General features: G+C 69.1%; 16 protein-coding genes. 12 read left to right on the top strand and 4 right to left on the bottom strand.

The features are described from left to right. Nucleotides 1-5 precede the first annotated feature (5 nt). The 5 genes from ACG02S_RS08335 to upp are packed head-to-tail and all read left to right on the top strand — an operon-like array spanning nucleotide 6 to nucleotide 3,555. Nucleotides 6-617, top strand: coding sequence for a DUF4124 domain-containing protein (locus ACG02S_RS08335; RefSeq protein ID WP_394469973.1), 612 nt, complete (start codon nucleotides 6-8; stop codon nucleotides 615-617). An 11-nt stretch (nucleotides 618-628) separates the two neighbouring features. Next, entirely contained in the window at nucleotides 629-1,336 is a 708-nt protein-coding gene (locus ACG02S_RS08330) for an acetyltransferase domain-containing protein (protein ID WP_394469972.1), read from the top strand. Between the two features lie 13 nt (nucleotides 1,337-1,349). Continuing rightward, the gene (locus ACG02S_RS08325; RefSeq protein ID WP_394469971.1) at nucleotides 1,350-2,141 is read left to right on the top strand and encodes a polysaccharide deacetylase family protein; all 792 of its coding nucleotides are present in this window, start codon (nucleotides 1,350-1,352) and stop codon (nucleotides 2,139-2,141) included. A 15-nt stretch (nucleotides 2,142-2,156) separates the two neighbouring features. Continuing rightward, nucleotides 2,157-2,897 (top strand): 23S rRNA (guanosine(2251)-2'-O)-methyltransferase RlmB, encoded by a 741-nt coding sequence (gene rlmB / locus ACG02S_RS08320; protein ID WP_394469970.1) that lies wholly within the window; start codon nucleotides 2,157-2,159, stop codon nucleotides 2,895-2,897. Between the two features lie 31 nt (nucleotides 2,898-2,928). Then, nucleotides 2,929-3,555, top strand: coding sequence for a uracil phosphoribosyltransferase (gene upp / locus ACG02S_RS08315; protein ID WP_394469969.1), 627 nt, complete (start codon nucleotides 2,929-2,931; stop codon nucleotides 3,553-3,555). Between the two features lie 148 nt (nucleotides 3,556-3,703). On the opposite strand, the gene ACG02S_RS08310 is transcribed toward upp, so the two are convergent. After that, nucleotides 3,704-4,885: an acetylornithine transaminase gene (locus ACG02S_RS08310; protein ID WP_394469968.1), complete on the bottom strand. Its 1,182-nt coding sequence runs from the start codon at nucleotides 4,883-4,885 to the stop codon at nucleotides 3,704-3,706. A gap of 93 nt (nucleotides 4,886-4,978) precedes the next feature. Between ACG02S_RS08310 and ACG02S_RS08305 the strand changes: the two genes are divergently transcribed. Beyond that, nucleotides 4,979-5,953: a GlxA family transcriptional regulator gene (locus tag ACG02S_RS08305; protein WP_394469967.1), complete on the top strand. Its 975-nt coding sequence runs from the start codon at nucleotides 4,979-4,981 to the stop codon at nucleotides 5,951-5,953. Here the strand turns inward: ACG02S_RS08305 and ACG02S_RS08300 are convergent. Genes ACG02S_RS08300 through ACG02S_RS08290 form a run of 3 tightly spaced genes read right to left on the bottom strand, consistent with a single transcriptional unit; the run spans nucleotide 5,950 to nucleotide 8,038 of the window. Further along, complete coding sequence (locus ACG02S_RS08300) at nucleotides 5,950-6,486, bottom strand: chromate transporter (RefSeq protein ID WP_394469966.1); 537 nt, start codon at nucleotides 6,484-6,486, stop codon at nucleotides 5,950-5,952. The genes ACG02S_RS08305 and ACG02S_RS08300 overlap by 4 nt on opposite strands. Further along, nucleotides 6,483-7,034 carry a chromate transporter gene (locus tag ACG02S_RS08295; protein ID WP_394469965.1) on the bottom strand — a complete coding sequence of 184 codons (552 nt, stop codon included), beginning with the start codon at nucleotides 7,032-7,034 and terminating at the stop codon, nucleotides 6,483-6,485. The genes ACG02S_RS08300 and ACG02S_RS08295 overlap by 4 nt, the downstream gene beginning before the upstream one ends. Then, on the bottom strand, nucleotides 7,031-8,038 hold the full coding sequence (locus ACG02S_RS08290; protein WP_394469964.1) for a D-2-hydroxyacid dehydrogenase family protein: 1,008 nt from the start codon (nucleotides 8,036-8,038) through the stop codon (nucleotides 7,031-7,033). Before ACG02S_RS08290 ends, ACG02S_RS08295 begins: the two co-directional genes overlap by 4 nt. 93 nt (nucleotides 8,039-8,131) lie before the next feature. Between ACG02S_RS08290 and ACG02S_RS08285 the strand changes: the two genes are divergently transcribed. The 6 genes from ACG02S_RS08285 (at nucleotide 8,132) to ACG02S_RS08260 (ending at nucleotide 16,901) form a co-directional block, all read left to right on the top strand. Next, nucleotides 8,132-8,641 (top strand): DUF1993 domain-containing protein, encoded by a 510-nt coding sequence (locus ACG02S_RS08285; protein ID WP_394469963.1) that lies wholly within the window; start codon nucleotides 8,132-8,134, stop codon nucleotides 8,639-8,641. Between the two features lie 161 nt (nucleotides 8,642-8,802). Further along, the gene (locus tag ACG02S_RS08280) at nucleotides 8,803-10,665 is read left to right on the top strand and encodes an O-linked N-acetylglucosamine transferase, SPINDLY family protein (RefSeq protein WP_394469962.1); all 1,863 of its coding nucleotides are present in this window, start codon (nucleotides 8,803-8,805) and stop codon (nucleotides 10,663-10,665) included. Between the two features lie 22 nt (nucleotides 10,666-10,687). Beyond that, nucleotides 10,688-13,030, top strand: a complete 2,343-nt coding sequence (locus tag ACG02S_RS08275; protein WP_394469961.1) for a type I secretion system permease/ATPase — start codon at nucleotides 10,688-10,690, stop codon at nucleotides 13,028-13,030. Between the two features lie 40 nt (nucleotides 13,031-13,070). After that, nucleotides 13,071-14,252, top strand: a complete 1,182-nt coding sequence (locus ACG02S_RS08270; RefSeq protein ID WP_394469960.1) for an HlyD family type I secretion periplasmic adaptor subunit — start codon at nucleotides 13,071-13,073, stop codon at nucleotides 14,250-14,252. Between the two features lie 126 nt (nucleotides 14,253-14,378). Next, nucleotides 14,379-15,719, top strand: coding sequence for a TolC family protein (locus ACG02S_RS08265; protein ID WP_394469959.1), 1,341 nt, complete (start codon nucleotides 14,379-14,381; stop codon nucleotides 15,717-15,719). A 60-nt stretch (nucleotides 15,720-15,779) separates the two neighbouring features. Continuing rightward, nucleotides 15,780-16,901 (top strand): iron-containing alcohol dehydrogenase family protein, encoded by a 1,122-nt coding sequence (locus tag ACG02S_RS08260; protein WP_394469958.1) that lies wholly within the window; start codon nucleotides 15,780-15,782, stop codon nucleotides 16,899-16,901. Nucleotides 16,902-16,940 lie beyond the last annotated feature (39 nt).

Below are 16,940 nucleotides of genomic sequence, written 5' to 3'. Positions count from 1 at the left end.
TGACGATGAAATGGATGGCATGGAGCCTGGCCTGGTGCCTGGCATCGACGGGCGCGGCGGCGCAGCAGGTCTGGAAATGCGAAGTGGGTGGCAAGGTCGTGTTCAGCGACAAACCCTGCCCGCAGTCCGGGCAGCCGGTGTCCGAGCGCACGCTGCAGCCCAACCTGGTGGACAGCTTGAAGCCGGAGGTCGTGCGCGCGGCGCTGGAGCCCGCCTCCGCAGCGCCGGCGGCCCCCGGGCCGGCCGGCAACAGCTGCCCCGGCGACGGCGAGTTGCGTGGCATGGAGACGCGGGCCAACTCCACCACGCTGGGTGACGCCGAGCGCCGTTTCCTGCAGGATGAGGTGCGCCGGGTGCGCCAGTGCCGCAGCGGCCAGGGCCGCTACCGCGACGCTGACTGGGCTATCAGCCGCGACGCCCAGGCCGCGCAGAGCCAGCTGAGCGACCGCGTGCGCCGCGACGCCCGTGTGCGTGCCGAGGACATGCACGCCGCTGCCGACCCGGACGAGGGCGACCGCATTGCGCGCCGGCGCATCGCCGAGGAGCGCATGCAGCAGCGCCGCGCCGAGCAGCGACTGCAGCGGGTCCAGAATCCGGCCTCCACGCCGTTGCCCTGACCTCTTCTTCAATGACCGCGGCTGTCGCGCCTTCACGTTCCGACCGTCTCGACGCGCTGCGCGGCGCGGCCATCGTGTGGATGGCGACCTACCATTTCGCGTTCGACCTGAACCACTTCGGCTGGATACGCCAGGACTTCTACCGTGACCCGGTCTGGACCTGGCAGCGCACGGCCATCGTCAGCCTGTTCTTGTTCTGTGCCGGCGGCGGGCAGGCGCTGGCCGTGGGCGCCGGGCAGAGCGCCGTGCGTTTCTGGCGGCGCTGGGCGCAGGTGGCGGGCTGCGCGGTGCTGGTGTCGGCGGGCTCGTGGTTCATGTTCCCGAATAGCTGGATCAGCTTCGGCGTGCTGCACGGCATTGCCGTCATGCTGGTGCTGCTGCGGCTGGGCTTGGCACGGCTGCCGAACGCGGCGCTGCTGGCGCTGGCGGCGCTGGCTGTTGCAGCGCCACGGCTGGTGCAGCTGCCGTTCTTCGACACACGCTGGACAAACTGGCTGGGCCTGGTCACGCACAAGCCCGTCACCGAAGACTGGGTGCCGGTGCTGCCGTGGTTCGGCGTCATGCTGCTGGGCTTCGTCGTCACGCGCGCCCGGCCGCAGTTGTGGCGCGGCGCGGCGCCGCGGCCGCTGGCGGTGCTGGGGCGCTGGTCGTTGAGTTTCTACATGGTGCATCAGCCGGTGTTGATCGGGCTGTTGATGGCGGTGCAACTGCTGCGTTGAGGAGATGACGACGATGAAGAAGATGCTGATGGCCGTCCTCGGCCTGGTCGCGGCCACCGCCGTGCAGGCAGCGCCCTTCGTGTGGCCGGGCGGCGCGCAGGCCGCCGTCACGCTGGGCTACGACGACGCGCTGCCCAGCCAGCTCGACCACGCCATCCCCGCGCTGAACCGGCGCGGCCTGCGTGGCAGCTTCTACATCCCCATCAACGGCCCCACGTTGCCGGCCCGCCAGAATGAATGGAAGGCCGCCGCCGCCGCCGGCCACGAACTGGGCAACCACAGCTTGTTCCACGGCTGCTCGGCCAAGGGCCCGGGCCGCGAGTGGGTGCAGCCGCACCGCGACCTGGATCAGCAGACACCGGCGCAGGTGCAGGAACACATCCTGGCCGCCAACACCTGGCTGCAGAGCCTGGACGGCCAGACCCGTCGCACCTTCACGCCGCCCTGCCTCGACCTGAAGGCGGGCGGGCAGGATTACGTGACGGCGCTGCGCCCGCAGTTCGTCGCTTTCCGCGCCGCCAATCCGGCGATGGTGACGGACACCTCGGGGTTCGACCCCTACGCCGCGCCCGTCTACTTCGTGGAAGGCTGGACGGCCGAACAGCTCATCGCGCTGGTGGAGAAGGCGGCGAGCCAGCGCGCGGTCGTGCACCTGCTGTTCCACGGCGTGGGCGCGGAACACCTGAGCGTAGACAGGGCCGCTCACGACGCGCTGCTGGACCACCTGGCGAAACACAAGGCGCGCTTCTGGACCGACACGATGGTCAACGTCATGGAGAACGCCAGAAAGCAAGCGGGTCGCTGAGCCGACAATGCGTGCATGAGCTCGCCCAAGTCCGTCCTGTTCGGCTTTCACGCCGTCACCGTCCGCCTCAAGACCCACCCCGCGTCCGTCGCCGAGGTGCATTTCGACCCCGCGCGGCGCGACCAGCGCATGCGCGCTTTCATCGACCGCGCCAAGGAGGCCGGCGCGAAGCTGGTGGAAAGCAGCGACGAGCGCCTGAGCCAGCTGGCCGGCAGCCCGCGTCACCAGGGCGTGGTGGCGCGCGTGGCAACCCTCGCGCAGCCGCATTCGCTGGACGACGTGCTGGATGCCGTCGAAGGCCCGCCGCTGGTGCTGGTGCTCGACGGCGTGACCGACCCGCACAACCTGGGTGCCTGCCTGCGCGTGGCCGATGGCGCCGGCGTGCACGCCGTCGTTGCGCCCAAGGACCGCGCCGTGGGCCTGAACGCCACGGTGGCCAAGGTGGCCAGCGGCGCGGCCGAGACGGTGCCCTATCTGATGGTCACCAACCTGGCACGGACTTTGAATGAGCTGAAGGAACGCGACATCTGGGTTGTCGGCACTTCGGACCAGGCAGAGCGCTCCATCTACGACGTCGACTTCAAGCGCCCCGTGGCGTTGGTGCTGGGCGCTGAAGGCGAGGGCATGCGCCAGCTGACGGCCAAGACGTGCGACGAGCTGGTGCGCATCCCCATGGCCGGCGCGGTCGAGAGCCTGAACGTGTCCGTCGCGTCGGGCGTGTGCCTGTACGAAGCCCTTCGCCAGCGCAGCCGATAATTCTGACTATTGAGAAAAACTGGGAGGCCTCATGGCCGTCATCGAAGTCAAGCACCCCCTCGTCAAACACAAGATCGGCCTGCTGCGCGAGGCGGACATCTCGACAAAGAAGTTCCGCGAGCTGACGGGTGAGGTGGCGCGGCTGCTGGCCTACGAGGCGACGGCCGACTTCCCGACCGAGAAGGTCACCATCAACTGCTGGAGCGGCCCGGCCGAGTGCGACCAGATCGCCGGCAAGAAGGTCACTGTGGTGCCCATCCTGCGCGCGGGTCTGGGCATGCTGGACGGCGTGCTGGACATCCTGCCCAACGCCAAGGTGTCCGTGGTGGGCCTGGCGCGTGACCACGAAACGCTGAAGCCGGTGAACTACTTCGACAAGTTCGTCGGCAGCCTGGAGGCCCGCACGGCGCTGATCATCGACCCCATGCTGGCCACGGCTGGCAGCATGATCGCCACCGTCGACCTGCTGAAGCAGCGCGGTTGCAGGGACGTGCGCGCACTGGTGCTGGTGGCCGCGCCCGAGGGCGTCAAGGCGCTGGAAGCCGCCCACCCTGACGTGCGCTGCTGGACGGCGGCCATCGACAGCCACCTGAATGAGGTCGGCTACATCATTCCTGGCCTGGGCGACGCGGGCGACAAGATTTTCGGGACGACCTGAAGCCCCTCGCCTGGGCTTGCGGTGCTGGACGCCCGCAAGCCCAGTCGGTCCCCCGAGAGGACGGCAATGCTCGCGGGGCGTGACCCGCTCGCACATCGCCAGAGGCGGGCCGGCTTGGGGCGGCCCGGCGCTCGCCCCGCGAAGCCATTCAGGCAAGCACGATTCGCAAGGCCTGGCGAATCAGCGCCAGGCCTTCGTCCATCTCGGCCGCGCTGATGTTCAGCGCAGGCATCAGCCGGATGAGGTGAGGGCGGGGCGCGTTCAGCAGCAGGCCCACGGGTTCCAGCGCTTGCGCGGCGGCGACCACGTCCGCTGCCACGTCGGTCGGCAGAACCAGCGCCCGCAGCAGCCCCATGCCGCGCTCGCCCACCAAGTCGAACTCCCGCGCGATGGCCTGCAGGCCCGCTGACAGCTGTTCTGCCCGCGCCCGCACACCGGCCAGGAACGCGGGCCGGCACACCTCGTCGACGACGGCCAGGCCCACGGCGGCCATCAGCGGGTTGCCCGCGAACGTACCGCCCTGGTCGCCCGGCTCAAAGCAGTTGAACGCCTCCTTGCACAGCAGTGCCGCCAGCGGCACGCCGCCGCCCAGGCCCTTGGCCAGCGTCATCACATCGGGCTCAATGCCGTACTGCTCATACGCGAACGCGGTGCCGCAGCGACCGACGCCGGTCTGCACCTCGTCGGCGATGAGCAGCACGCCGCGCTCCGCGGTGAGCGCCCGCAGCTCGCGCACAAAGCCCGGTTCGGCAACGACGACGCCGGCCTCGCCCTGCACGAACTCGATCATCACGGCGACGGTGCGTGGCGTCAGCGCGCGTTCGACTGACGCGATGTCGTTCAGCCGCGCCTTGGTGAATCCGCCCGGCATCGGCGTATAGATGGCGTCCCAGCCCGGCTTGCCCGAAGCACTCATCATCGCCAGCGTGCGGCCGTGGAAGGCGTGCTCGAAACCGATGATCTCGTGCGCGCCATTGCGATGCCGGCTGCCCCAGCGCCGCGCCAGCTTCACCGCGCCCTCGTTGGCCTCGGCGCCGGAGCTGGCCAGGAACACGCGGTCAAAGGCGCTGAGCTGTACCAGCCGCGCGGCCAGGTCCAGCAGTGGGCGGTTGTAGTAGGCCGGGCTGGGGTTCAGCAGGCGCTGCGACTGGGCGAGCAGCGCCTGCGTGATCAGCGCCGGGCTGTGGCCCAGGCTGTTGACCGCCCAGCCCTGCACGAGGTCGACGTGGCGCTTGCCCTGTTCGTCGATGAGCCAGGCGCCGTGGCCTTCGACGAAGACCGTCGCGGGCCGCTGGGTGATGGTGATAAGGGCGTGTCCGGGGTCGGTCATGGTGGGTCCTGGCTGAGCGATGGCCGCCAGTGTGCGACCGCGGACCCATGGCCGCCATGACGCAGTTCCCACCTTTTCTGCCATCATGAAGGCATGACCTGCCGCATCGCCTTCGTCCTATTTCCCGGCTTCCAGCAGTTCGACCTGGCCGGGCCGATGGCGGTGTTCGAGCTGGCCCGCCTGGCGCGGCCGGGCAGCTACGACTGGCGGCTCGTGGCGAGAGAGCCTCCCGCCGTTCGCAGCTCCGCCGGCGTGGCCTGGCCGGTGCGGGGGCTGCCGCGCGCCCTGAGCGATCTGGACCTCGTCATGGTGATCGGCGGCGACGGCGTGGACGCCGCCTGCGGCGATGCCCGCCTCACGGGCTGGCTGCAGCGTGCCGGCCGTTCCGGTGCGCGCATCGCCAGCATCTGCAGCGGCAGCCTGCTGCTGGCAGCGGCCGGGCTGTTGGACCAGCGCACGGCGACGACGCACTGGTCGCGCGGCCGGCAGTTCGCCACCGACTACCCGGCCGTGCGGCTGCAGCCCGACCGCATCTACGTGCGCGAGCCCGCCGTGCGGGCCGAGCAGCGCCCCGAAGTGTGGACGAGCGCCGGCATGACCGCCGGCATCGACCTGTGCCTGGCGCTGCTGGCCCACGACCATGGCGAGGACATCGCCCGCGACGCCGCGCGCCAGTTGGTGGTGGAGCGGCGGCGTCCAGGCGGGCAGTCGCAGTTCTCGCCGCTGCTGGACCTGCAGCGCCCGGAGGGGCGTTTCGGTGCGCTGCTGGATGACGTGCGCCGCGACCTGCAGCGCGATCACGGCGTAGAAGCGCTGGCGGCGCGGGCTTGCATGAGCCCGCGACATTTTGCGCGCTGCTTTCGTGCCGAGACGGGCGCCACGCCCGCACAGGCCGTCGAGCGGCTGCGGGTGGAGGCGGCACGCGCCGCGCTGGACAGTGGCGCAGCGTCAGTGCTGCGGGTGTCGCAGGACTGCGGCTTCGGCAGCGCCGAGCGCATGCGGCGTTCGTTCGTGCGACTGCTAGGCCGGCCGCCCGCTGCGTTCCGTCAGGGCGCGCTCGGCGCTTAGACGATACCGATCGCCCCCAGCACGCCGCCGCCCAGCACCATCCACACCAGGCTCAACCGCGTCTTCAGCGTCAGCCACACGGTGGCGGCGATCAGCACGAGCGCGCCCCAGCGGTGGGCGTCGTCGCGCACGAAGGGCAGGGCCAGCAGCCAGCCTGTGGCGAAGACGAGGCCCAGCGTCAGCGGCGCCATGCCGGCCGAGAACGCGCGCAGCCCGGCATGGCCGCGATTGGCCCGCATCCAGCGCGTGGCGGCCAGCGTCAGCACCGTGGACGGCAACAGGATGCCGGCCATGGCCGCCGCCGCGCCCGGCAGTCCAGCCACATTGAAGCCCAGCACCGCCACGAACAGCACGTTGGGGCCCGGTGCGGCCTGCGCCAGCGCGATCGACGAGGTGAAGCCCGCCTCCGACAGCCAGCCCGTGCGCTCGACCAGGAAGCGGTGCATCTCCGGCACGGTGGAGATGGCGCCGCCGATGGACAGCAGCGACAGCGTCAGGAAGTGCAGGAACAGATCGGGCAGGCTGACCGTCATGGCCGCAGCTTCCACCATGCCAGGGCGATGCCGCCACCGCCCAGCAGGGTCAGCACGGTGATCAGCGGCCAGCGCAGCCACGCGATCAGCACGAACGCGGTGAGCGCCAGCGCCACGGCCTGCAGCCGCCCCAGCGGGCTGGTGTGCAGCGCCGGTAGAAGCTTGATGCCCGTGGCCACGATGAGCCCGGCTGCCACGGCGCCCATGCCGCGCAGCGCGTCCACGGCGACCGGATGGCCGCCCAGATGTTGGAACGCCGCGGCCAGCACCAGCACGACGAGCGCCGGTGCCGCCAGCATGCCGCCCAGCGCCGCAACGGCGCCACGCACGCCGAAGAAGCGGTCGCCGACCATCATCGACAGGTTCACGACGTTGGGCCCCGGCAGCACCTGGGCGATGGCCAGCGTCTCGACGAACTCTTCCTGGTTCATCCAGCCTAGACGCTCCACCAGCTCGCGCTGCGCCACGGCCAGCACGCCGCCGAAGCCCTGCAGTGCCAGGCGCGTGAAGGCGAAGAACAGCGCGCCCGGCGACGCCGGGCGGCTCACCGGAGAACCTTCAAGGCCTCGGGGTTGACGATGTTCGTCGGCTCGGACTTGATGAAGTTCAGCACGTTGTCGAAGGCGGCGTCGAAATACAGCTCGTAGCTGTCCTGCTCCACGTAGCCGATGTGCGGCGTGCAGACCGCATTTTCCAGCCGCAGCAGCGGGTGGCCCTGCAGGATGGGCTCGCTCTCGAACACGTCGATGGCCGCCATGCCGGGGCGTCCGCGGTTCAGCGCCGAGACCAGCGCGCCCTCGGTAACCAACTCGGCGCGCGACGTGTTGACGAACAGCGCCGTGGGCTTCATGCGGCTGAGGTCCTCGGTGGTGACGATGCCGCGTGTGGCGTCGCACAGGCGCAGGTGCACGGTCAGCACGTCGGCCTCGGCGAAGAAGGCCTCGCGGCTGCCCGCGGCGCGGTGGCCGTCGGCCTCGGCGCGCAGCCGCGAAGGCTCGCTGCCCCAGACGATGACATCCATGCCGAACGCCCGGCCGTAGCCGGCCACGAGCTGGCCGATCTTGCCGTAACCCCAAATGCCCAGCGTCTTGCCGCGCAGCACCAGCCCCAAGCCGAAGTTGGCCGGCATGGACGCGGCCTTCAGCCCGGCCTGCTGCCAGGCGCCATGTTTGAGGTTGCCGATGTACTGCGGCAGCCGGCGCATGGAGGCCATGATCAGCGCCCAGGTCAGCTCGGCGGGCGCCACCGGGTTGCCGCCGCCCTCGGCCACGGCAATGCCCAGCCGGGTACAGGCCTCGACGTCGATGTGGCTGCCCACGCGCCCCGTTTGGGAGATCAGCTTCAGCTTGGGCAGCTTTTCCAGCAGCTGGCGGGGGAAGGCCGTGCGCTCGCGGATCAGCACCAGCACCTCGGCATCGCGCAGCCGCACCGACAGCTGGCCGATGCCCTTGACGGTGTTCGTGAAGACCTTGGCATTCAGCGGTTCCAGCTTGGCGGCGCAGCGCAGCTTGCGTACCGCATCCTGGTAGTCGTCGAGGATGATGACGTTCATGGGCTACAGGTTTTGCGGGGCATTGTGCCGTGGCCCGCACGGCCCTCTGTGCTCGATGGCTACCATCGGTTTCCCGATGACAGGAGTGATCCGATGACGCAGATTTCCATGCACGGTGCCAGCGTGGCGCCGTTCGCCAAGATGCTGGGCAACATGCTGAACTGGCTGGAGGCCGCCAAGTCCCATGCCGAGGCGAAGAAGTTCTCGACCGACGTCTACCTGACGCTGCGCCTGGCGCCCGACATGCTGCCGTTCACGAAGCAGATCCAGATCGCCAGCGACGCCGCCAAGGGCTGCGTGGCGCGGCTGGCCGGCCAGGAGATCCCCAAGTACGAGGACAACGAGGCCTCGCTGGACGACCTGGTCGAGCGCATCCGCAAAACCCGCGAGTTCGTGCTGTCCGTGCCGGAGGCCGCCTTCGCCGGCAGCGAGGCCTGCGAGATCAGCATCCCGCGCCGCACGGGCGATCCGCTGAAGTTCGACGGCCTGACCTACCTGCAGCATTTCGCGTTGCCCAACTTCTATTTCCACGCCACGACGACCTATGCGCTGCTGCGCCACGCTGGCGTGCCGCTGGGCAAAGGCGACTACCTGGGCGGCTGATCCGAGGTCTCATGGGGGCCGCCAGCGGCGAATAGTGCGCAGGCGACGGCCCAATTGCATGGATCGAAACGGGTGCGGCGGCGCAGAATCCGTGTCAGTCGCTGCCACCTCGTTTTCCCTGGGTGGTGGCGGGTCTCGACCGGAACCCAACGCCACACACCATGGACATCGCCAGTCCGAGCATGCAGACACTGAGCGTCCCGCAAGCCCTGCAACCCGAATGGGAGCAGTGGATGGCGGCTTGCCAGGCGCGCAGCCTTGCGCTGCCGGAGGTGATGTCGCGCGCCAACCAGTTGCAGGCCGACGGTCACGGCGAGTTGGCCGCGCAGCTGTACCAGGTCTGGCTGGATCACAGCGAAGGCCCGATGCGGCTGGTGGCGCTGTACAACCTGGGTACCGTGTGGGCCGCGTTGAGCCGCCACGCGGATGCCGAGCGCGTCTACCGTGACGCGCTGGCGCTGAAGCCCGATTTCCTGCAGGCCCGCGTCAACCTGGGCCACCAGCTGGAGCACCAGGGGCGCAAGGATGACGCGCTGCAGACCTGGCGGGAGGTGGCGGACAGCGACACCACCGCCGAAGTGTTGGGCACCGAACCGCAGGAGATGCGGCTGCATGCACTGAAGAACATGGCGCGCCTGCTGGAGCAGGAGCGCCGCTTCCCCGAGGCCGAGGCGCTGATGCGCCGATCGCTGGCGATCAAGCCCGAACAGCCCGACGTGCTGCAGCACTACGTGCACATCCGCCAGAAGCAGTGCGCCTGGCCCATCTACGACCCGGTGGGCGAGGTCACGCCCAACCAGCTGCTGTCCAACACCTCGCTGCTGGCCATGCTGAGCTACAGCGACGACCCGGCGCTGCAGCTGATGGTGGCGCAGCGCTTCGTTGCGGAGAAGGTCGCCAAGATCAAGGCTGCACCGCTGCACGCCCGCGTCAAGCGCGAGGGCAGGGTGCGCATCGGCTACCTGTCCGGCGACCTGCGCATGCACGCGGTGGGGTTCCTGACGCCCGAGATCTTCGAGCTGCACGACCGCTCGCGCTTCGAGGTGTTCGCGTTCTGCTGGAGCGGCGACGACGGAACCGCGCAGCAGGCCCGCATCCGCACGGCGATGGACCATGTCATCCCGCTGCAGGGCCGCACCGACGAGCAGGCCGCGCAGCTGATCGCTGCCGCCGGTATCGACGTGCTGGTCGACCTGCAAGGCCTGACCAGCGGCGCCCGCCCCGACATCTTGGCGCACCGGCCCGCGCCGGTGCAGGTCAGCTACCTGGGCCTGCCGGCCACATCGGCGTTGCCGGGCGTGGACTGGATCATTGCCGACAGGTACGTCATGCCGCCCGAGTACCTGCCGTACTGCACCGAGCGCCCGATCTACCTGCAGCACTGCTACCAGTCCAGCGACCGCAGGCGGCCCGTCGGTGCCACGCCTACGCGGGCCCAGGTCGGCCTGCCGGAAGAAGGCTTCGTCTTCTGCTCGTTCAACAACAACCACAAATACACGCAGCAGATGTTCGACGCGTGGATGCGCATCCTGGCAGCGGTTCCCGGCTCGGTGCTGTGGCTGCTGGCGGACAACGACAAGGCGCGCGAGAACATGCTGGCCAATGCCGAGCGCATGGGCGTGTCGGCCGACCGGCTGTACTTCGCGCCGCGTGCCGCGCCGCCGGACTACCTGGCCCGCTTCCAGCTGGCGGACCTGGTGCTGGACACCTTTCCGTTCAACGCCGGCACCACTGCCAACGACTGCCTGTGGATGGGCACGCCCATCCTGTCTTTGAGCGGGCGCAGCTACATCTCGCGCATGGCCGGCAGTTTGCTGCATGCTGTCGGACTGCCCGAGTTGGCCGTCACGTCGCTGGCCGACTACGAGCGCATGGCAATCCAAATCGGCACGCATCCGGCGCGTGCCCAGTCGTACAAGCGCTACCTGGGCGAGCACGGCCGCAGCTCGCCGCTGTTCGACATGCCCGCGCTGGTGCGCGACATGGAAGCGCAGTTTGAACAGCTCGCACTGGCGCGCCGCTGAACACTGAACCGGAGCTGCCCAGGTGACGCAATCACGCCGTGACGACTTCTTCGACCCGCCGGGTGGCGGCGCGGGGCGTCGCGGCCTGCACTTGGCCGAGGCGCCGCCGGCGCCGCCGAAGCGGCCCGAGGCCGACAGCGTGCCCGGTGCCGCCGCCGACCTGGGCGATCCGCTGCTGCATGCGCTGGTCTGGCTGACTCAGTACCACGGCCGGCCGCGTTCGGCCGCGTCGCTGCGGGCCGACGGCGCGGCCGACGGTGCGCTGGCGCCCGACCAGGCCGTGCGGCTGATGCGCGAGGCCGGCTACGACGCGGCCATGCAGCGCCGCCCGCTGGCCCAGATCAACGGGCTGATGCTGCCGGCCGTGCTGCTGCTGAAGGGCGGCGACGCCTGCGTGCTGGTGCGTCCGCTGGCCGAAGGCAGCGACCGCTTCGAGGTGATCTTTCCCGGTGCCGACGCCAAGGCCGTGGAGGCCACGCTGGCGGAGCTGGAGGGCGAGTACAGCGGCTTCTGCCTGCTGACCAGCCTGGCGGAGGCGCCGCGCGCGCAGGCGCGCGCCCACCACCACTTGATCGAGCTGGATCAGACCGACCATTGGCTGTGGGGCACGCTGAAGCGCTTCATGCCCTACTACCGCGGCGCGCTGCTGGCGGCGCTGCTCAGCAACGTGCTGATGCTGGGAACCGGCATGGTCACGGCGGTCATTTACGACAAGGTCATCCCGCACCAGGATGCGATGGCGACGCTGTGGACGCTGGTCATCGGCGGCGCGCTGTGCGTGGCCTTCGACCTGTTCGCCAAGCACCTGCGCGCCGACCTGATCGACATGGCCGGCCGCAAGGCCGACCTCATCATCGGCTCGCGGCTGTTCAAGCACATTCTGTCCATCCGCATGGAGCACCGGCCCGCGTCGGCCGGCTCCTGTGCGCACTACATGGGCCAGGTGGAGACGGTGCGCGACTTCTTCGCGTCGGCCTCCATGTCGGTCATCAGCGATGTGCCGTTCATCTTCGTCTTTGTCGGGATGGTGTTCGTCGTCGGCGGCCCGCTGGGCTGGGTGGTGGCGCTGACCGTGCCCATCATGCTGATCGGCATCATCGTGCTGCAGCAACTGGTGCGGCGCTCCGTGCGCACCGGCATGGCCGAGCACGCCGAGCTGCAGGGCAACCTGGTCGAAGCGTTGGAGGGCCTGGAGGACGTGAAGACCTCGGGCGCCGCCCCGCAGTTCCAGCACCGCTACGAGATCAGCAACGCCGTCGCGGCGGAGTCCGGCCACCGCATGCGCAGCATGCATGGGTTGATCAACCATCTGACCCAGTCCATGTACCAGGTCAACACGCTGGTCATGCTGCTGGTGGGCGTCTACCTGATCCGCGAGGGCAGCGTCACGCAAGGTGCGCTGATCGGCTCCATCATGTTTTCCTCGCGGGCGCTGGCACCGCTGGGCGCGCTGGTGGGCCTGGTCACGCGCTACCAGGGCGCGCGCGCCGCGCTGCAGAGCCTGGACGTGCTGATGAGCAAGCCCACCGAGCGTCAGCCAGGCCAGCAGTATGTGCCGCTGAACCAGGTGACCGGCCGCGTGGGCCTGAACGACGTCGGCTTCAGCTACCCGCCGCCGGTGCCGGACCAGGCGGCGCCCAAGGTGCTGAACGGCGTGTCGCTGCGCATCGAGGCAGGCGAGCGCATTGCCATCCTGGGGCGCATCGGCAGCGGCAAATCGACCGTGCTGCGGCTGCTGGGCGGCCTGTACCAGCCGACCGAGGGCCTGGTGGAGGTGGAGGGCATCGACCTGCGTCAGGTGGACCCGGCCGAGTACCGCGCCCATGTGGGCTTCGTGTCGCAGGAGCCGCGGCTGTTCCACGGCACGCTGCGCGACAACGTGCTGATGGGCCGCGGCGACGTCGACGCGGCGCGTCTGGTGGACGTGGCCCGGCTGACCGGGCTGGACCGCCTGGTGGCATCGCACCCCCAGGGCTGGGACCTGCAGGTGGGCGAGATGGGTGCGATGCTGTCCGGAGGACAGCGGCAGCTGGTGGCGCTGGCGCGCGCGCTGGTCAACAAACCCAAGATTTTGCTGATGGACGAGCCGACCAGCTCGATGGACGCGCAGTCCGAGATGAGCTTCCTGCGCCAGCTGAAGCAGGCCTCCGAAGGCGTCACGCTGGTGGCGGTGACGCACCGGCCGGCCGTGCTGGAGCTGGTGACGCGCGTCGTCGTCATGGACAACGGCAAGGTCGTGCTGGACGGCCCGCGCGACAAGGTGCTGGCCGCGCTGTCGGGCGTGCGCCCGGCCGCCGAGCCGCAGGGCACGCCCGTGCACATGCATCCGAGCACCCAGCCGGTGCAACGCCAGGCCTCCGTTTAAAGGCTGAGTCAGCGAAATGGCGGGCGGCAAACAAGAAGGCATGTTCACGAGCGCGCTCGCCAACGCGCTGGCCGACGAACCACTGCCGCGTTCGATGTGGGCGCTGTACCTGCTGGCGGCGGCGCTGTTCGCGGCCATCGTGTGGGCCAGCGTCGCCCGGGTCGACCAGATCAGCCGTGTGCAGGGCCGCGTGGTGCCGGAAGCGCGCGAGCAAGTCATTGCCAGCCTGGACAGCGGCCTGCTGGCCGAGTTGAAGGTGCGCGAGGGCGAGGAGGTGCAGGCGGGCCAGGAGCTGGCGCGGCTGGACCCCACGCGCGTGGAGGCGCAGGAGAACGAGGGCGCTCTGCGCCGCACCGCGATGCGGGTGGCCGTGGCGCGGCTGCGGGCGGAGGCCTACGGCGCCAAGTTCGAGCTGCCGGCCGACGTGCCGGCCAAGTCCGAGGCCGTGGCGCTGGAGAAGCAGGCCTATGAGGCCCGGCAGCGCCTGCTGGACGAGGCGGTGTCCAGCCTGGACCGCAGCGTCGGCCTGCTGGCGCGCGAGCTGAAGGTGGCGCAGGACTTGTCGGCCAAGGGCTTGATGTCCGAGGTCGAGGTGATGCGCGTGAACCGCCAGATCAACGACCTGCGGCAGCAGCGCCAGGAGCGCGTCAGCCGCTTCCGCCAGGAGGCCAGCCAGGAGCTGACGCGTCTGGAGAACGAGCTCGCGGCGCTGGACGAACAGCAGGTGGTGCGCCAGGACGCGATGAAGCGCACGGTGCTGCGTTCGCCGGTGCATGGCATCGTCAAGAACATCCGCATCACGACGCTGGGCGGGGTGGTCTCCAGCGGCTCGCCCATCATGGAGATCGTGCCGCTGGGCCCCACCGTGCTGATCGAGGCGCGCGTGCCGCCCAGCGAGGTGGGTTTCATCCAGGTCGGTCAGCGCGCCATCATGAAAATCGCCGGCTACGACTACAACGTCAACGGCGGGCTGAAAGGCGCGATCGAGGTGATCAGCGCGGACACGCTGGGCGACAACGAGAAGCTCACGGCTGCTGGCGACGCGCGCTACTACCGCGCGCTGGTACGCGCCGATGAGAACAACCTGACGCGCAATGGCGAGCCGCTGCCGGTCATTCCAGGCATGAGTGCCACCGTCGAGATCAAGACCGGCGATCGTACGGTGCTGAGCTTTCTGCTGCGGCCGCTGCTGAAGTCGCAAGAGGCGTTGAAGGAACGCTGAGCACCTTGTCACGCGCCGCCGTGCGCATGCGGAATAGGCGGGCTTGACCCGCCTTTCTCTTGCGTTTCACTGGCAGGGGCCCATGGTCTAGTGGAGCCCGTGCTGTCTCCTGCCGTCGCTCCGACCATGCGTGCCCTTCACCGCCTCCTGCCATTGGCCCTGGCCTGCAGCATTGCCGCGCCTGCGTGGGCGCAGCTGCGTTGCGGCGAGGACGACGGTCCGGTCATCGCCGACAAGGCCAAGGGTGTGGACCTGTCCATCGCCTCCAGCGACCCGCGCGGACAGTTGGTGGCGCTGGTGGACACGGCGCTGCGCCGCAGCGAGCAAATTGGTGCCGCCACGCTGCTGGCGCAGGCCGCGCGTGACGACTGGGTGCAGGCCACCGAGGCCAACAAGCCCAGTGTCAGCGCCACCGTCACCGGTGCGGCGGCGGGCCAGCAGGTCAGCGGCCTGCGCCAGCAGCAACTGCAGTCGCAGCTGACGCTGGGCTTCAACATGCCGCTGTGGGACGCCGGCCGCACGGCAGCCAACAGCGCCTGGCGCGCCCAGCTGGCTGAGGCCTCGCGGCAAGGCCTGTTCAACGCCGAGCAGCAGATCTCCGTCCAGGTCGTGAACTACTCGCTGGACCGTGGCCGCCTGCTGCTGCAGGCGCAGATCTACCGCCAGTACATGCGCCGCATGGCCTGCCTCGTGGAGGCGCTGGAAGGCGTGGTCAAGATCGACAAGGGCCGCGCCAGCGAGCTGATTCAGGCGCAGAAGAGTCAGATGACGGCCGAGCTGTCCATGGAGCAGACCATCAGCGCGCTGCGCTCCACCGAGTTCCGCCTGAAGCGCCTGGTCGGCGACGACCTGCCGCCCAGCGCCAGCTACGCCGCCGTGCTGAACCAGCTGCCCGACATGGAAGGGCTCAGGCGTGCCGCGGCGCAGTCCCCCGATGTGTTGTCGCAGCAGGCCAATTCACGTGCCCAGCGCCGCTACGCCGAGAGCGTCGCGGCCCAGGGCAGGCCGCAGGTCAGCCTGGGCGGCGCGGGCATCGCCACTGCCACCAACAAGGGCAGCCGTGTCGGCGAATGGAACGCGGGCGTCAGCCTGACCGTGCCCATCCTGCAACCCGGCCAGCAGGCCGCCGAGCATGCCGCGAGCAAACGTGCAGAGGCCGCCGAGGCGCAGGTGCGCGACACGCTGAACGCCAAGGTTTACCAGATGAGCGACCTCTACAGCTCGGCCGAGGCCGCGCTGGACCGCTCGCGCCGCATCGTCGAGATCCTTCGCAACAGCGAGCGCCTGCGCGCCGCGACGCTGGTGCAGTGGCAGCAGATGGGCCGGCGCTCGCTGTTCGACGTGATGGGCGCGGAGTCCGACTACTATTCTTTGCGTGTCGCCCAGCTCAGCACGCTGTTCGAGGCGCAACAGTCGCTGGCCATGCTGTGGTCCATGGGGCCGGGCGTGATGTCGGCGCTGAGGTGATGCGGCAGCACCGCGCGGGCTGACAACTCTCGAATCGATTCCCCCTTCGGAACCCCCACTATGGCAAACATCCTGGACACAGGCGTCAAGCTCGTGAAGAACGTCGGCCGCTACAACATTGGCGCGGGCTCGCTTGCGGAATTGCGGGGTTTACTCGATGGCCGTCGTGCGCAGGCTCTGGCACTCGGACAGGACAAGAGTGTCGTGTTTCTGGTGGACGAGTATTTCCAGGACCATAGCGAACTGTCCGCCCAGCTTGGCGTCCAGGACGGGGACGTGCTGCAGTTCGTCGAGACGGCGCACGAGCCAAAGACAGGTGGCATCGATGGCGTGGTGGCCTCGCTGCATGCGCAGGGTAAGGGCCTGCCGTCCGCTGTCGTCGGGATGGGAGGCGGCATCACGATGGATACAGCCAAGGCAGTGTCCAACCTGCTGGGCAACGGCGGGCGCGCCGCAGACTACCAAGGATGGGATCTGCTCAAGCAGCCAGGCGTCTTCAAGGTCGGAATCCCGACGATCTCGGGCACCGGCGCAGAAGCGACGCGCACCTGCGTGATGACCAACGCGGCATCGGGGCTGAAGCTGGGCATGAACAGCGACTTCACGGTGTTCGACCATGTGATCATGGACCCGCAGCTCACGGCAACGGTGCCGCGCAACCAGTACTTCTACACGGGCATGGATGCCTACATCCATTGCATCGAATCGTTGGCAGGCAGCTATCGCAACGCCATAGGCGATGCCTATTCGCGCGAGACCATCAACCTGTGCCGCCAGGTGTTTGGCGTGGGGGACATGATGACCTCCGAGAACCGCGAGCGGCTGATGGTGGCTTCCTTCCTAGGTGGCTGCGCCATTGCGACGAGCTACGTGGGCCTTGTCCATCCGTTGTCGGCGGGATTGTCCGTCGTGTTGGGTCTGCATCATTGCGTGGCCAACTGCATCGTGATGCGCGCCATGGGCGAGTTTTACCCGCAGGCTTACGACGAGTTCTGGGGCATGGTGGACGCGCAGGGCGTGAAGATCCCCCAAGGCGTCTGCGCGGGCCTGGATGCATCCAGCTTCGAGGCGCTCTACAGCGCTTCAATCGTGCATGCCAAACCGCTGACGAACGCGCTGGGTGAGAACTTCAAGTCACGGCTAACCCCGGAAAAGGTGGCGGATCTGTTCCGCCTGATGTAAGCAAGCGACCGACGCAACGCACACGCACATAGACAACAC

The sequence above is a fragment of the Pelomonas dachongensis genome (assembly GCF_043555865.1).
Classification (GTDB): domain Bacteria; phylum Pseudomonadota; class Gammaproteobacteria; order Burkholderiales; family Burkholderiaceae_C; genus Pelomonas; species Pelomonas dachongensis.
This window is presented reverse-complemented; position numbering and strand designations above follow the sequence as displayed.

Excerpts from the sequence above, each read along its gene's own strand:
- ACG02S_RS08285 (WP_394469963.1), top strand. The coding sequence starts at position 8,132 with ATGACGCAGATTTCCATGCACGGTGCCAGCGTGGCGCCGTTCGCCAAG.
- ACG02S_RS08305 (WP_394469967.1), top strand. The coding sequence starts at position 4,979 with ATGACCTGCCGCATCGCCTTCGTCCTATTTCCCGGCTTCCAGCAGTTC.
- ACG02S_RS08330 (WP_394469972.1), top strand. The coding sequence starts at position 629 with ATGACCGCGGCTGTCGCGCCTTCACGTTCCGACCGTCTCGACGCGCTG.
- ACG02S_RS08325 (WP_394469971.1), top strand. The coding sequence starts at position 1,350 with ATGAAGAAGATGCTGATGGCCGTCCTCGGCCTGGTCGCGGCCACCGCC.
- ACG02S_RS08265 (WP_394469959.1), top strand. The coding sequence starts at position 14,379 with ATGCGTGCCCTTCACCGCCTCCTGCCATTGGCCCTGGCCTGCAGCATT.
- ACG02S_RS08290 (WP_394469964.1), bottom strand. The coding sequence starts at position 8,038 with ATGAACGTCATCATCCTCGACGACTACCAGGATGCGGTACGCAAGCTG.
- upp (WP_394469969.1), top strand. The coding sequence starts at position 2,929 with ATGGCCGTCATCGAAGTCAAGCACCCCCTCGTCAAACACAAGATCGGC.
- ACG02S_RS08310 (WP_394469968.1), bottom strand. The coding sequence starts at position 4,885 with ATGACCGACCCCGGACACGCCCTTATCACCATCACCCAGCGGCCCGCG.
- rlmB (WP_394469970.1), top strand. The coding sequence starts at position 2,157 with ATGAGCTCGCCCAAGTCCGTCCTGTTCGGCTTTCACGCCGTCACCGTC.
- ACG02S_RS08260 (WP_394469958.1), top strand. The coding sequence starts at position 15,780 with ATGGCAAACATCCTGGACACAGGCGTCAAGCTCGTGAAGAACGTCGGC.
- ACG02S_RS08300 (WP_394469966.1), bottom strand. The coding sequence starts at position 6,486 with ATGACGGTCAGCCTGCCCGATCTGTTCCTGCACTTCCTGACGCTGTCG.
- ACG02S_RS08270 (WP_394469960.1), top strand. The coding sequence starts at position 13,071 with ATGTTCACGAGCGCGCTCGCCAACGCGCTGGCCGACGAACCACTGCCG.
- ACG02S_RS08335 (WP_394469973.1), top strand. The coding sequence starts at position 6 with ATGAAATGGATGGCATGGAGCCTGGCCTGGTGCCTGGCATCGACGGGC.
- ACG02S_RS08280 (WP_394469962.1), top strand. The coding sequence starts at position 8,803 with ATGGACATCGCCAGTCCGAGCATGCAGACACTGAGCGTCCCGCAAGCC.